This window comes from Kitasatospora sp. NPDC032757 (assembly GCF_055579305.1).
Window position 1 is genome coordinate 42,604 of sequence record NZ_JBVINN010000038.1, and the last position, 14,018, is coordinate 56,621.

The 14,018-nt window shown below is 71.6% G+C and carries 12 protein-coding genes; 2 read left to right on the forward strand and 10 right to left on the reverse strand.

Annotated features, from left to right (window positions below):
* Positions 1-24 precede the first annotated feature (24 nt).
* The 5 genes from ACZ5WK_RS31280 to ACZ5WK_RS31300 all read right to left on the reverse strand — a co-directional run bounded on the left by ACZ5WK_RS31280 (position 25) and on the right by ACZ5WK_RS31300 (position 5,354).
* Positions 25-1,053, reverse strand: coding sequence for an alpha/beta fold hydrolase (locus ACZ5WK_RS31280; RefSeq protein ID WP_465552403.1), 1,029 nt, complete (start codon positions 1,051-1,053; stop codon positions 25-27).
* Positions 1,050-2,459: a polysaccharide deacetylase family protein gene (locus ACZ5WK_RS31285; RefSeq protein WP_465552405.1), complete on the reverse strand. Its 1,410-nt coding sequence runs from the start codon at positions 2,457-2,459 to the stop codon at positions 1,050-1,052. Before ACZ5WK_RS31285 ends, ACZ5WK_RS31280 begins: the two co-directional genes overlap by 4 nt.
* Positions 2,456-3,214 carry a sugar phosphate isomerase/epimerase family protein gene (locus ACZ5WK_RS31290; RefSeq protein ID WP_465552407.1) on the reverse strand — a complete coding sequence of 253 codons (759 nt, stop codon included), beginning with the start codon at positions 3,212-3,214 and terminating at the stop codon, positions 2,456-2,458. Before ACZ5WK_RS31290 ends, ACZ5WK_RS31285 begins: the two co-directional genes overlap by 4 nt.
* Positions 3,211-4,254 carry a Gfo/Idh/MocA family protein gene (locus tag ACZ5WK_RS31295; protein WP_465552409.1) on the reverse strand — a complete coding sequence of 348 codons (1,044 nt, stop codon included), beginning with the start codon at positions 4,252-4,254 and terminating at the stop codon, positions 3,211-3,213. Before ACZ5WK_RS31295 ends, ACZ5WK_RS31290 begins: the two co-directional genes overlap by 4 nt.
* Before the next feature lie 101 nt (positions 4,255-4,355).
* The gene (locus ACZ5WK_RS31300) at positions 4,356-5,354 is read right to left on the reverse strand and encodes a zinc-binding dehydrogenase (protein WP_465552411.1); all 999 of its coding nucleotides are present in this window, start codon (positions 5,352-5,354) and stop codon (positions 4,356-4,358) included.
* Positions 5,355-5,799: 445 nt separating this feature from the next.
* Between ACZ5WK_RS31300 and ACZ5WK_RS31305 the strand changes: the two genes are divergently transcribed.
* Both ACZ5WK_RS31305 and ACZ5WK_RS31310 read left to right on the forward strand, forming a co-directional pair.
* Positions 5,800-6,510: a hypothetical protein gene (locus tag ACZ5WK_RS31305; RefSeq protein ID WP_465552413.1), complete on the forward strand. Its 711-nt coding sequence runs from the start codon at positions 5,800-5,802 to the stop codon at positions 6,508-6,510.
* 54 nt (positions 6,511-6,564) lie between these two features.
* Positions 6,565-8,118, forward strand: a complete 1,554-nt coding sequence (locus ACZ5WK_RS31310) for an amino acid adenylation domain-containing protein (RefSeq protein ID WP_465552415.1) — start codon at positions 6,565-6,567, stop codon at positions 8,116-8,118.
* Positions 8,119-8,267: 149 nt separating this feature from the next.
* On the opposite strand, the gene ACZ5WK_RS31315 is transcribed toward ACZ5WK_RS31310, so the two are convergent.
* From ACZ5WK_RS31315 to ACZ5WK_RS31335, 5 genes are all read right to left on the reverse strand, one after another.
* On the reverse strand, positions 8,268-9,317 hold the full coding sequence (locus ACZ5WK_RS31315; RefSeq protein WP_465552417.1) for a zinc-dependent alcohol dehydrogenase: 1,050 nt from the start codon (positions 9,315-9,317) through the stop codon (positions 8,268-8,270).
* Entirely contained in the window at positions 9,314-10,360 is a 1,047-nt protein-coding gene (locus tag ACZ5WK_RS31320) for an NAD-dependent epimerase/dehydratase family protein (RefSeq protein ID WP_465552419.1), read from the reverse strand. The genes ACZ5WK_RS31315 and ACZ5WK_RS31320 overlap by 4 nt, the downstream gene beginning before the upstream one ends.
* Before the next feature lie 24 nt (positions 10,361-10,384).
* On the reverse strand, positions 10,385-11,656 hold the full coding sequence (locus ACZ5WK_RS31325) for a nucleotide sugar dehydrogenase (protein ID WP_465552486.1): 1,272 nt from the start codon (positions 11,654-11,656) through the stop codon (positions 10,385-10,387).
* Positions 11,649-12,437: a class I fructose-bisphosphate aldolase gene (locus ACZ5WK_RS31330; RefSeq protein WP_465552421.1), complete on the reverse strand. Its 789-nt coding sequence runs from the start codon at positions 12,435-12,437 to the stop codon at positions 11,649-11,651. The genes ACZ5WK_RS31325 and ACZ5WK_RS31330 overlap by 8 nt, the downstream gene beginning before the upstream one ends.
* A 595-nt stretch (positions 12,438-13,032) precedes the next feature.
* On the reverse strand, positions 13,033-13,869 hold the full coding sequence (locus ACZ5WK_RS31335; protein ID WP_465552423.1) for a class I SAM-dependent methyltransferase: 837 nt from the start codon (positions 13,867-13,869) through the stop codon (positions 13,033-13,035).
* Between the last annotated feature and the right edge of the window lie 149 nt (positions 13,870-14,018).

Here is a 14,018-nt window from a genome sequence, read left to right on the forward strand (position 1 = left end):
GTGGGGGGCTCCGCCTGTGTGACTTCAGAACCTGCTCGCGAGGCCTTCGGCGAGCGCGGCGTCCGACAGCAGGTCGGCGTGGGGGACTTCCGTCGCCACGACCGTGAGCGCGGGAACGGCGTGCCGCCATGCGGCGACGTCCGCCCCCTCGGCGGCGACGATGGTGACGGGCAGCGTGGAAGGGTTGACCGGAAACCCTTGGAGCGCGCGCACGTGGGCAGTGAAGACGCCGAGCCTGCGCTGGTAGTGCCCGATGAGGTCGGCATCGACGCCCAGCGCCCGGAGCGCGTCGTCGAGAGCCCGGGCGGCACCGGACGACGTGATCCGATCGGCCGCAAGCGCGGGCCCGGCCGGGATCCGGTCGCCCTGACGGACGCGGTCCCGGTGCACCTGGTCGATGATCTCGGCGATGGCGTTCGCCTCGACCTCCGCCATCCGCCCCAGGTCCGGCACCTCGCCCGGGTCGAGCAGCAGCGCCCCGTGGACCTCGAGCCCCTCGGCGGCGGCCCGCCGCGCGACCTCGTAGGCGATGAAGCCGCCTGACGAGTAGCCGACGAGGAAGACCTCCCGCTGCCCCGCGGCCCGGAGTTCGTCCAGTGCGAAGGCCACCAGGTCTTCGAGGTCGGCCAGCGGCGTCTCGCCCGGTTCGAGCCCCGGCGGACGCAGGGCCAGCGCGCGCCGCCCGAACGGCCTGAGGAACCGCTGCGCGCTGAAGTCCTGGCCCCAGGCGCTGGGCACGTAGACGAGACAGGGTCCTGGCGCGTCGGGCCACATGACGAGGGAGGACATCGCACTCGAACCCCCGTCGCGCACCATGTCCGCGAACTGCTCGAAAAGCGGTGCCTCGAACAAGGAGATCAGCGACAGCTGGGACCGCAGGCGGGCGTTGACCTCGGTGGCGCAGACCACCGCGTTGATCGACGATCCGCCCAGCGCGAAGAAGTCGTCGTCCAGGTTCGGACGATCGCAGCCCAGGACTTCCTGCCAGATCCACGCCAGTTGGTGGTGCAGCGGGGTCCGGGGGTGCCGCCTCCCGGTTGCCGGGCTCGTCACGACGCCGCTCCTCGGCGCAACGACCAGCTCTGTGCGTCCGCCAGCCGGGCCAGCGGCGCGGGATCGAGGGCCGGGGAGTGCAGCCACCGGGTCGATCGCCTCGCGTAGTGCTCGGCGATCTCGGCGCCGACGTCCGGCGCGTCGCGCCCGGTCCGGACGGGGATCCAGCCGGCTTCGGCCGGTTCCGGCCGCCGCCAGGCGTCGACCAGCGTGCGGTAGAGCGCCCCTATCGACAGCACCGTGTCGGAGTGGGCGACCGACCGGGGCAGCGTTCCCCGCGTCTCGACGTGCTGACAGAGGCTGGACGCGAGGGCGCGCAGGGTCGCCGGGCGGACGGCCGGCGGATTCGCCGGGAGCTCCCGAGGACCGGCGGGATCGGTCGGTCCCAGTACTTCCGGCAGCGGGTCACCGGCCACGAGGCCGCGGCCTGCCCGCTCGCGGCACAGGACGTACGTCAGTTGCGCGGGTGAAGCCCACGTGGACGTCACCGTCACCGTCCCCGCCTCGCGGGCTTCACCGACAGCCGCCGCCAGCCGGCCGTCGTCGAACCCGGGGCGGGCGCCGGCGAGGGACTGGACGACCTCGGAGAACGGGACGACATCGGCGAAGCCGCTCAACTCGGTCAGAAGCAGGTCGAGGTTGGAGAGCATCAGAGAGGTCGACTCCCGGGACCTCCCCACGGGTCGGCGCAGCATCGGCGAGTCCGGATTGCGGCCGTCCGCGAAGTTCACCGCGTCCCAGAACTCCGCGTTCACGAACATCGTCGGATGCCCGATGTACAGGTGGACGACGCCGCCGGCGGCGGCGCGTTCGGCCACCAGCAGCCGGATCCGGGCCAGGAGGGCCGCGAACCGTGCGGCGTCGGCGAGGTCGTCCTCGACCGGGCCGATCATCGAACGCCGGGCGAAGCAGAGCGCGCCGGCGTACCAGTGCGGCTGGTCGTCCGACGGGATGCGGCTGAACGAGTGCACGTGCGACGAGATGCCCAACTCCGCGACCGTGGCCGGGATCTGCGGCCCCCAGGATGTGCCGGGCGTCGCGAACGCCCACAGCCGCCGGCCGGTGAGGTCGCGCAGGAAGTCCGCCCCGGACGCCTCGCGGGCGATCACCTCCGCCCTGCCCTCGTCCCACGTGCGGGTCTCGAGGTATTCGGAGATCGTGGGGTGTCTCGAATGACGGTCGGAGTGGAAGCCGATGTCGTGTCCGCGAAGGGCGTTCACGACATCGGTCCGGCCCCGTTCCGCCAGCGCCCGCGCCTTGTCTCCGGTGAGGAAGAAGCCCGCTGACATCCCGTGGCGCCCGATCAGGTCGGCCAGCCACACGATTGCGTCGTCGCTCTCGGCCGTCACGACGTCCTCGACGTCGAAGGAGAGGACGACCCGGGGCCGCTCTGCGGTCGGCGTCATCGGGGATCGGCCTTCTGGAAGTCGTTCATCCACAACGTGGCGGCCGCGTCCCGGAGGACTTCGAAGGCGCACGCCGGTTCGATCTCCAGCGCGCACAGCCCCGAGTAGTCCCGTTCCTCCAGCATCTCCCGCACCCGCCGGAGCGGCATCGCAGCGAACGGGGTCACCGGACCACCCTTGAGGTGGATCTGCCGGACCAGTCCCAGCAGATCGGACAGCGCGGCGACGGGATCGACTCCGGCATACAGGCAGTTGCCGATGTCGAAGTAGAGCCCGACGTTGTCGTGAGCGCTCTGCTCCACCAGGCGGGCGACCTCGTAGGGGTCGGCGCCGCCGACGAACTCGACGGCGAGGGAGGCCCCCGACGCGTCCGCGATCGGTGCGAGCTCGTCCAGTGCCTCCGAGTAGACCCGGAACCGGTCGTACTCGTCCTCGACGACACGTGCGGGGATCAGGATCGGGCCGTACCCCGCGGCGGCACACGTTTCGATCAGACCCCCGAGACCGGCCACCGTCTCGTGCCGTTCGGGTGCGGGCAGCTTCGGCAGGGCGGCGAATTCGGCGAGGACGACCGATCGGACGGCCACGCCGTGCCGGGCGGCGGTGTCGGCCACGGCGCTGAGCGTCGCCGCCCCGGTCTCGATCTTCGCCGACGCCTCGGCGAAGCTGAAACCGAGCCGCTTGATCTCTCCGAAGACCCTGTCCAGGCCCCGGGAGGCGTCGACGGAATCCAGGTTCAAGCCGACGTGGGTCACGACTCATCGCCTCCCCGCCGTGCCTCGGCCGACAGGAGATCGCCGACCCGGACCGGAGTGCCGGTGCGGGCGGACTCCCGGTGGGCCGCGGTCGCGGCCAGCGTCCTCAGGGCGTCGGCGTACGGGGAGCGGATGAGTCCGGGGTCCTTCTCCTCGACGGCACGCAGGAATGCCACGTCCTGCTTCGCCATGGAGTCGTCGTCGAACACCGACTCCGTCACGTCGCCGCCGGCGATGACCTGGACGGTCCGGGCCTCTCCCTCGAACCCGAGCACCGAGATGGTGACGTCGTCCGCGAACAGGTGCAGGCCCTTGGCCCGTTGCGGCTTGCCGTGGCCGGAGATCAGGTTGTTCGTCAGGCTGCCGATCGCGCCGTCGGCGAAGCCGAAGCAGGCGGCCTCGGCCGCGAGGATCTCCGTGTCGGGGCTGTCGGCGCTGCGCCGGCGGCCGATGGCGTAGACCGTGTCGATCTCGCCCATCAGGTATCGGAGCATGTCCACCTGATGGGTGGCCATCTCCAGGACCTGGCCGCCGGACTTGGCGATGTCGGCGTACCAGGGGGCCTTGGGCCACGAGGTGTAGCGGTGCGCGACCGCCATGGCGATCCGGCGGCCGTCCAGCACCTGCTCGATGTGGTCGATGACGGCCGAGTACCGGGTCTGGTACCCCGCCGCGGCGATGAGGCCGGCCGCATCGAGGAGACCGTTGATCCGGATCGCCTGTGCCAGGTCCACGGACACCGGCTTCTCGACGAACATCGGCACCCTCGCCTCGATCGCCGCCAGCTCGGCGGCTCCGTGGGCGTGGGGCGGCAGACACATGAAGACCGCAGAGAGGTCCTGCTCGTCGAACATCTCCTGCACGGTGCGGTAGACGACCGGCGCGTGCCCGAGTTCGGATGCCAGAGCGGCTGCGGCGGCCGCGGCCCCGCTGTCGATGTCGCAGAGCGCTGCCACCTCGACGTTCGAGAGCGGTGCCACTCGCTTCAGGTGCTCCTTGGCTATGAAGCCGGTACCGACAAACCCGATGCGTAACGTCATCGAACTACCTCCGAGGGAACCCCGGCCTTCGAGCCGGGAGGTTGGCAAAGGGGAAGGTTTCCGCCACTCAGGACGGAGAGGATGGCAGGGGCGGGTCCGCGTCACTCGGTCCAGTCGACGAGGATGCCGATCGTGGGGGTCAGGTCGTCGTCGAGGCGACGGAACGCGCCGGCCACGTCGCCCCGGGCGAAGCGGTGGGTCACCAGCCCGGCCAGGTCGAGCCGCCGCTGGGCGACGAGATCGAAGAACAGATCCACGTTGCGGCGGAACGGCCAGCGCACGACCGGCGTCCGCTCCGCACGCTGGATGTGACTGTCGTGCACCCCGACGACGGTCTGGCTGCGTCGCAGCACCTCGCCGCCGATGACCTGCTGAGCCGGGAAGGGCGTGTCGCCGACCAGGACGATGGTGCCGCCGACGGCGGTGTACTCGGACGCCGCCGCCAGGACGGACGGCGATCCCGTCACGTCGTAGACGACGTCAACGCCGCCGGTGGCCCCGAGGATCCGGTCGCGGGCCTCCGCGGCCGTGACCGTGGCGGCACCTGCGCGGCGGGCCGCGGCCAACCGCGTCTCGTCGCCTCCGACGCACCATACCGTCGCCGCCCCGGCCACGGCCGCGTACCGGGCCACCAGCTGGCCGAGCGGCCCGAGGCCGACGACCGCGGCGTGGTCGCCGAGCCCCGGTTCGCCGCGGCGCACGGCGTGCTGGGCGATCGCCGACAACGCGAACCACACCGCGTCCTCGTCGGACACCTCGTCCGGGATCCGGTACGACCTCGACTCCTCCGCGACGGCGTACGTCTGGTAGCCGGCCCGGGTCGCCACACGGTCGCCCACCGCGAGTGACCGCACCGCCGATCCTGTCGCGATCACCTCGCCGACCATGCTGTATCCCGGCGTGAACGGGTAGGTGATCCACTGCGCCCAGTGAGTGCCCGGCGCGTAGTCGCCGCGGAAGCACACGCGGTCCGTGCCGGAACTCAGGAGCGACTTCCGCGCCCTCACCAGGACGTCGTGCGGGCCCACCGCGGGCAGCGGGACCGATCGCATCTCCACCTGCCGCGGCTCGGTGATGACGGCGCGGCTCGTCGTGGTCACCTCCATGTCCGACCCCTGTTTTCCCTGGTCACCCGGTTTCCGGTCGGCTGGATAGACGCTTCCACTCTAATGTCTTCCTTTCTCGCCGAATGTGTTCCGCAGAGAAACTTTGCGCTTGCCGGACGGCGCCGAAACAGCCGCCGGGGCACCATCCGGGGCAGCGCCGATTGCCCTTTCAGGCAGCGCCGCCGGTTCCACCGACTCGACCTGCGCGTTCGTCCAAGAACCTTGCTCGCGAAAGCACGGCGTTGTACGGTCTGGGTCCATCAGCGGATCACGGCCCGGCCGGCCGCATCGCACCACCGGGTTACGGCGCCGCCGGGTCGCAGTGTCCGGGTCCGAGCCCCGAGAAATCCGGCCCAATTCCGCCGTTGAAAGCCGCACCACCCGCTGGGGATTCCCTGACTCATTGCGGCCTGCCTCGCCGCGAAAGGACGCTGTCCGCGTGTCGAATAGAGCGCTGAATATTCAGGTCGAGTTCACCGCCGATATGCCACGGAAGACGTACCGGGCGTTCGACTCGAGTCCGGTCTGGGGGACGCCGGTCAAGGTCGACCCGCTTCGGGCGCCGGCGTTGGCGGAGCGGCTGCTCACGCTGGCCGATCTGGCGTCGTGTTACGCCGACGAACTCGTCGGCCCGGACGACGAGGAGTGCACGGTGATGGGCTACTGCCTGGGCGCCGGCTTCGCCCTCGCACTGGCCGAGGCCGTGTCCTGCCGGATTCCCGTCACCAAGGTGGTCCTCCTCGATCCGGCCGAGCTGAGCCGGGAGCAGTGCCAGATCGTCCTGAACCGGCTCGCCGGCGGACGCGACACCGACCCCGACGCCCCGGACATCCGGGACGTCCCCGTCGACCAGGCGTTCTCACTGGGTACCGCCCATCTCAGGACCAGGCTCGACGAGACACTGGCGAGCCTGCCGGACGCGGCGCGGGCGGAACTGCTCCGGATGAACACGTCGTGGTTCGGCTTCGTCCTGGCGTCCGCGACCGCCGGCCTGCCGCGGCTGGACGTCGACCTGCGCTCGGTCTTCAGCCGCGACGTTCAGGGCTCCCGCTTCATCCCCCTGTCGGACGGCGTGGACCGTCTCGACGTCCCCGCGTCCGAGTTCTTCTCGGCGCTCTGCGGCTCGGACCTCGTCGCCGCGCTGCGGTGACACCGTACCCGCGACCGTTCACCCGCCATTCATCCGTCGACTGCAGGAGGCACGATGATCTCTGCCAGCGAGCGATCGGCCGCTCCCGAGACCGTCCGCCGGCTTCTCGGCCCCGCGTACGGGGCCGGCGACCGGCCATGTCTCGACGACGGCGCGGGCTTGGTGACCCGCGCGGAACTGCGCAGCCGCGTGCGGACTCTCGCCGCGAGGATCGGCGATCTCGCCGGGCAGCACGCCCTCGTCGCAGTGCTGTGCCACCGGGGGCGCGACTTCGTGGCGTCCGTGCTCGCCGTCCACCACTGCGGCGGCGCCTACCTGCCGCTCGACACGTCCCACCCCGACGAGCGTCTCGCGACGGTGCTGGCCTCAGCCGCGCCCGACCTCGTCGTGACCACGTCGGACCTCGTCGACCGGCTTCCGTCCGGGACGGCGGCGCTCCTGCTCGACACCGGCGATGTGGTCGGCCGGACGGCCACGCGCACGATGCGGTGCCGCGGCCTCGCCTATGTCACGTACACCTCCGGCACCACCGGACGCCCCAAGGGAGTCGCGGTCACCCACGAGGGGCTCCGCGCATACTTCCAGGCGATGGACCGCGAGATCGGGGAGAGCCGGGACCAAGTGTGGCTCGCGGCCAGCAGCGTGACGTTCGACTCGAGCGTCGGCGAGATCCTGTGGCCCGCGGTCAGCGGGCATCTCGTCCGGCTCGGGGGCAACACGTTCCCCGAACTCGTGGACGAGGTGCTGGACCCGACGCGGCGGATAACCCACATGCAGTGCGCACCGACGCTGCTTCGCCTCCTGCTCTCCGAGCCCGGCGCCGACGAACGGCTCCGCACGGCGCAGACGCTGCTCATCGGCGGCGAGTCCTTCCCGCTCGACCTGGTCCCGAGCCTGAGAACGGGCTCCGGGGGCCCACGACTGGTGAACGTGTACGGGCCGACCGAGGCGACCGTCTGGGTGTCGCGGTGCGACGTCGCCCCCGGGGCGACCGGCCCGGTCAGCGTGGGCGCGCCCAGCGAGGGGAACGTCCTCCGGGTGCTCGACGAGCGCCTGGAGCCGGTCGATCCCGGTGGGACCGGCATGCTGTGGATCGGAGGCCGGCAGGTGGCGGCCGGATACTGGAACGACCCGGCCCTGACCGAGAAGGTGTTCCTCCCGGATCCGTTCGCCGGCGGCTCGACCCGGATGTACCGGACCGGCGACGTGGCCGTGGTGACTCCGGACGGCATCGTGCTCGTCGGCCGCGAGGACGACCAGGTCAAGGTCCACGGCAACCGCGTGGAGCTCGGCGAGGTCGAAAGAGCGCTCCGCGCCGTCCCGGGGGTACAGGACGCGGTGTGCCTGGTCGACCGGGACACGGCGGCTGCCTCACTGCTGGTCGGCGTGTGCGCCGGAGCCGGCATAGACCGCAACGCGGTGCGTGCCCACGTGACCGGCCTCCTCCCCGGCTACATGGTCCCCAGTCGGATCGTCATCCGGGACCTCCTCCCGATGACCGTGGCCGGCAAGGTCGACCGGCGACGGCTCGCCCAGGACCTGGGCGTCGCAGCCGACTCGTTCACCCTCACCGGTCTCGCGCACCCGGCCGGGGGGCCCGCACGCTGAAGGCGGTTCCAGCGGTCGTCGCCACCCGTGGTCGGTGGGTCGAGCCGCGAGCCGTTCGGACAGACGCTCGGCCGGGGTCTCCCAGCCGAGCGTCTTGCGTGGGCGGACCCAGGGAACCCCACCGGGCCGGGCCGCTCGGTGTACGGCGTTCAGCGCCCCGGTTCGACGACCAGGACCAGGCAGTCCGGCTGAGCGCTGATCCGAACCGCCTCGTTGATCCGGGAGAGACCGACCCGGTGGGTGATCAGCGGCTCCAGGCGGAGCCGGCCGGACGCCACCAGCCCGAGCGCCTCCTCGAACGCCCCCGGCCGGTAGTGGTAGCTCCCGACGAACGTGAGCCGGCGGTAGTGGACCTCGTTGGGGTCGAGGCGGATCTCGGTCCCCGGCGGGCAGCCGCCGAAGCCGACGACCGTTCCGCCTGTCCGGACCACGTCGAACGCCGTCCGGTAGGTGGCGGCCGTGCCGACGGCCTCGACCACGACGTGCACCCCCCGCCCGTCGGTGAGCTCGGCGATCCGCTCCTGGAACCGGTCGTCCGCCGGGACCGGTATGCCGCCGAACTCGGCGACGAGGGCGCTGCGGTCGGCGTGGTTCACCGAACAGAACACCCGGCGTGCCCCTCGCAACCGTGCCAGCTGGATCTGGATCAGGGCCACCGGGCCGCACCCGATGACCGCCACGTCCTGGCCCGGCCCGATCCCGGCGGTGTGAGTGGCGTCCAGGACGCATGCGACGATCTCGGTCAGCATCGCGGCGGGGAGGGGCACGCCGGTGGGCACCGGCGTGACGTGCGTGGTCGGTGAAGGCCGGATCCGCACGAACTCGGCGTGCGCACCCGGCTCGACCACGGGCCTGGCGCCGCACAGCGCCTGCTGGCCGTCGCGGCACTCGGCACACGTACCGCACGGCGGATGCGGGTCGAACGTGACCGGCTGGCCTCGGCGGACATGCGCCACCGCCGACCCGACCCGGACGACCTCGCCCGCGACCAGGGTTCCGAGGACCGCGGGCGGGGCGATCCTGGGATGGCCCACGGTCACCGCCCGCGCGATCGCGGCGCCGAACATCGCCGCTCGGACCCGGACCAGGACGTCCTCGGGGTGCTCGATCTCCGGAGTCGGCACGGTCTCGACGGTGAGCGGGAGGCCTGGTCCGGACCAGACGGCGGCCCGCATCCGCGGCGGCACCTCGTATGTCATGCCCCGCGCCCGACGAGCGATCCGGTGAACCATTCGACCGTGCGGTGCAAGCCCTCGTCGAACCCGACCAGGGGCCGGTAGGCCAGAGCTTCGGTGACGAGACCGAGGTCCGCGAGCGCCGATGCCACGTCGCCCTGTCTGGGTGCCGCCGTCTCCGCCTCGATGGCGGAAACGCCGGCGTGGTCGGCGAGGAGGCCGCGCAGGAGCGTGAACAGCGTCCTGATGGGCGTGCCCTGCCCGGTGCCGACGTTGAAGACGCCGGGCGCGGGGGCACCGGATGTCTCCGAGGCCCGGGTGGCTGCCAGGATGTTGGCGCGCACGACGTTCTCGACATAGGTGAAGTCCCGCGACTGGGTGCCGTCGCCGTAGATCACCGGGGCGTCGCCGGCCAGGAGCGTCCGGATCCAGCGCGGGATCACCGCCGCGTACGGTCCGTCGGGGTTCTGGCGCGGCCCGAACACGTTGAAGTAACGCAGTCCGGTCATCGGGATGCCGTAGATCCCCTGGTAGACGGCTGCGAGCTGTTCCATCGCCCGCTTGCTGACGGCGTACGGCGACATGGCGTTGCCGAGCACGTCCTCGCGGCGCGTCGCGGTGGAGACGTCGCCGTAGACGGAACTGGAGCTGGCGTACACGACACGGGCGACCCCGGCGTCCCCGGCGGCCCGGAAGAGGTTCGCGGAACCGCCGATGTTGACGTCGATCACCTTGTCGGGCTCGTGCAGCGAACGGGGCACGGAGTTCAACGCCGCCTGGTGCAGCACGACATCCACGCCCTGCACGGCGTCCCGGCAGTTCTCGAGCGACCTCAGGTCGCCTTCGACCAGCCGGAACCGGTCCCACTGCTCGGGCAGGACGCGCGCCCTGACGTCTTCGAGGTTCGCCGTCGTACCGGTGACGAAGTTGTCGAGTCCCACGACCCGGCGGTCGGCACCGAGCAGGGTTTCGAGCAGGTGCGATCCGATGAATCCGGCCACGCCGGTGACCAGCCAGGTGTCCGGCAGCGTGGCGCGCTGTCGGGGTGACAGCTGAAGAGTAGACATGGGTCTCCCAATCGACGGGGCAGGTCAGAGCACTGCGACACCGGGACGGCCGCCCAGCCTGCCCCGGGTGTCGAAGAGCAGCCGCGGTGCGTTCTCGTCGAACTGCGCACGGTACTGCGCGTGCCACTGGAGCAGGATCGTGACGTCGGCGGCGCGCAGCGCAGCCTCCAGCCCGTCGACGCGGTCGACCACCCGGCCGTCGACGGACCAGGAGTCGACGAAGGGGTCGTGGTACCGGACGGCCGCACCCCGGCTCCTGAGTTGCCGCACCACGTCGTCGGCGGGGGACTCCCGCCGGTCCGCCACGTCCGCCTTGTAGGTGACGCCGAGGAGGAGCACGTCGGCCCGCGCGAGGTCGCCGTTGGCGCGGGCGAGCAGGGCGGCGGCGCGCTGGACGACGTACTCCGGCATGCCGTCGTTGATCTGTTGCGCCAGGTCGATCATCCGGGTCGTGACGCCGAGCTCCCTGGCCTTGTAGGACAGGTAGAGCGGATCGACCGGGATGCAGTGGCCGCCGACCCCGGGACCGGGCATGAAGCTGGCGAACCCGAACGGCTTCGTCCGGGCGCAGGCGATCACGTCCCACACGTCGACGCCCAGGCTGTGGCTCACCATGGCGAGCTCGTTGACCAGCGCGATGTTCACCTGCCGGTAGGTGTTCTCGAGGATCTTGGCCATCTCGGCTTCTCGGGTGCCCTTGGCCGGCACGACCTCCTTGACGAAGGCACCGTAGAAATCCAGCGCGCGCCGCGTGCACCCCGGGGTGTGGCCGCCCACGATCCGCGGGGTGTTGCCTATCCCGAATTCGGCATTGCCGGGGTCGATGCGCTCGGGGGCGAAGGCGAGGGCGAAGTCCTCCCCCGCCACCAGCCCGGATTCTTCGAGGATGGGCCGCACCACGTCATCCGTGGTGCCGGGATAGGTCGTGGACTCGAGGACGACCAGCATCCCCGGCCGCAGCCGGCGCGCCGCCAGCCGTGCGGCCGTGACGACGCTCGTCAGATCGGGCACCCCGTCGGCGGTCAGGGGGGTGGGCACGCACAGCACCATGACATCGGCGGCGCGAACCGCCTCCCCGTCCCCGCCGGCGTGGAATCCGGCCGCCAGCATCTCGACGACGTCGTCGTCACTCACACCGTCGACGTGGGAGGCTCCGGCGTTCAGCCGGAGCGCCACGCGGGGGTTCGTGTCGTATCCGCACACCCGCAAGCCGGCGCGTAAGGCCTCGCGGGCGAGGGGGAGGCCCACGTAGCCGAGCCCGACGACCAGGAGGTCGTAGGCGAGTTCGTCACTCATCATCGCCCCCGTGCACCGCCGCGGCCAGGCGGCGGATCTCGGCGACCGGGTCCGCCGCGCCCCACGCGCGTCGCCCGATGGCGCCGCCGCGGACGCCGAGACGCGCGGTGGACCGGAGGAAGTCGTGGAGCGCTGTTTCCGAGCCCGAGGGGCCGCCGGCGAGAACGATGGGCACCGAGGTGGCCTCCACACAGGAGCGGATGATCTCCTCGTCATCCGGAAGCGACGTCTTCACGATGTCGGCGCCGATCTCCTGCGCGATCCGGCAGGCGTGGGCGTAAGCGCCCTTACCGAGGGCGGCCTCCGCCTCCGGACGCGTGTACACGGTCACCATCACGGGCATGCCCAGCTCGTGCGCGCGTTCGGCGAGCAGCGCGACGACGCGCGCGTTCTCCAGGTCGCCGCTCGACCCGAACTTGAACTCGCCGCACACCGCGTCCGCGCCGAGCGCCGCCGCGTGCTCGACGGTGTTGAGCTGCACGTGGTCCACGCCCGTGGCGAGCCGGCCGGTGAGAGCCATGATCACGCCGAGCTTCTCGGCCCCCGGCACCGAGAGACACCCGGTGAGCCCAGGACGCAGCATCACGGCGTCCGCCCCGCCCCGGGCCGCGGCGGAGATGATGGCCCCAGGGCTCTCCAGCCCATTCGCCGGCCCCATGGTGATGGCGTGGTCCAAGGGGACGACGAGGGTGCGTCCCGTGGCCGGAGAAAGAATCCTGCGCATGCGAATGTCGCGCCCGCTGAAGACCGGCTGGCTCGTGGTCGTTATCGCTGAGTTCATCAGCTGATCGCTCCTTCCCGGCCGCAAGCCGTATCCGTGTGCGGTGCGGCCGATTCGAGAACTTGGTCGGTCTCGAGTACGTGGTCGGTCTCGAGAAACTTGGTCGGTCTCGGGACCTTGGTCGGTCAGGCTCGGAATGCGTGTGTTCTGCACGGCATTCGGACGGCGGGTCACGGCCGTTCGGCCCTGATGCCCGGTGAGGGTCGCCACTAGATTTTGACCGAGCCAAGGGGTGGCAAGAACAGGTGTCAGGGCACCGGTCGGGTCAGCGTCGGCTGCCTTTCCGGACAGTTTCGACTGCCTTTCCGGTCAGTTCCGCCGGCCATCACCGGGCGTTCGTGCATGTGATGCCGTGACGCGACGAGGCATCGGGGAAGCGGTTCGACTCTCCGCCGGATCCCGGACGACGACGCCGTGCATGCGGACGACGGCTTGTCAGGGTGACGTTGGGGTGTCGAGGGCCGGACTGCCAACTCCCGGTTCGGTGGCGGCCCGTGGGCCCCGCCGCGGGCAACCGACGCGCTGCTGCACCCCGAGGTGCTGTGGCCGCGGCCGCCGCCGCCCTGCTCGTCGGCGCCCGCCTCGTCCGCGCCGTCTACGACGGCCCGCGCCGCGCGGCGAAGTCCAGGACGGTGACGGAGGGGCGGCGGGCTGCCAGCGCCGGGATTGTCAGGGCGAGTGGCAGGAGAACGCCCAGGAGGCCACGGCCGCCGGTCGGGCGGACGTCGCGGACGGCTGCCACCGCCGGGCTCGCGGTGCGCAGCTTGTCGCGCTCACCGGCGTCCATCGCCCACGGCATGGCAGGTGCCCGGTAGCCCTGGGTGCGGATCTTTCCGCTCACGGTGAGGCGGGCGAACCAGCGCGGCACGGCGTCGAGGACCAGCGAGCCTCCCGGGAACCGCTCGGCGCAGCCGGCGATCAGCGCCTTCACCTGGGCGGGCGGGAGATACATGCACAAGCCTTGCGCTGTGACGCACACCCCCCGGTCGCGGTCCACCTCGTCGGTCCACGACACGTCAGTGGCATCGGCCGCCAGGTAGCGCTGGCGCGGACCGGGCGGCAGCAGCCGCTCGCGCAGCGCCATCGCCTCCGGGACGTCGACGGAGAGCCAGTGGGCGCGGCCGTTGTCGACCCGCCAGTACTGCGTCTCCAGCCCCTCCCCCAGGCAGACGACCGTGCCGCTCGGCTCGCGGGCCAGGAAGTCGGCCACCTCGCGGTCGAAGCACCCCACGCGGAGTGCTTGCAACTGCGACTGGGTGTCGCTCGTACCGAACCGCTCGGCAAAGGGGTAGTCGATCCGGTCGACCAGTTCGACCGCCTTGGGATCGCGCAGCAGCCCGTCCGGCCGGCGCGCCTCCACCGCCCGGTGCCAGAGCGTCCACAGCGCCGTCTCCGGTACCTCTCCCAGCTCGGGCCGCTCGCCGCTGCTCATCACGCGCTCCCTCGGACCTGCTCTCCCGGCATGGACCCGCCGATTCTGACACTCGGGGGCGTCCGAACCGGGCGCGCGACGCACCGGCGCGCCGGTGGGCAGCGGGCCGGCGGGCCGCGCGCCGGTGGGCCGGTAAGCCGGTGGGCCGG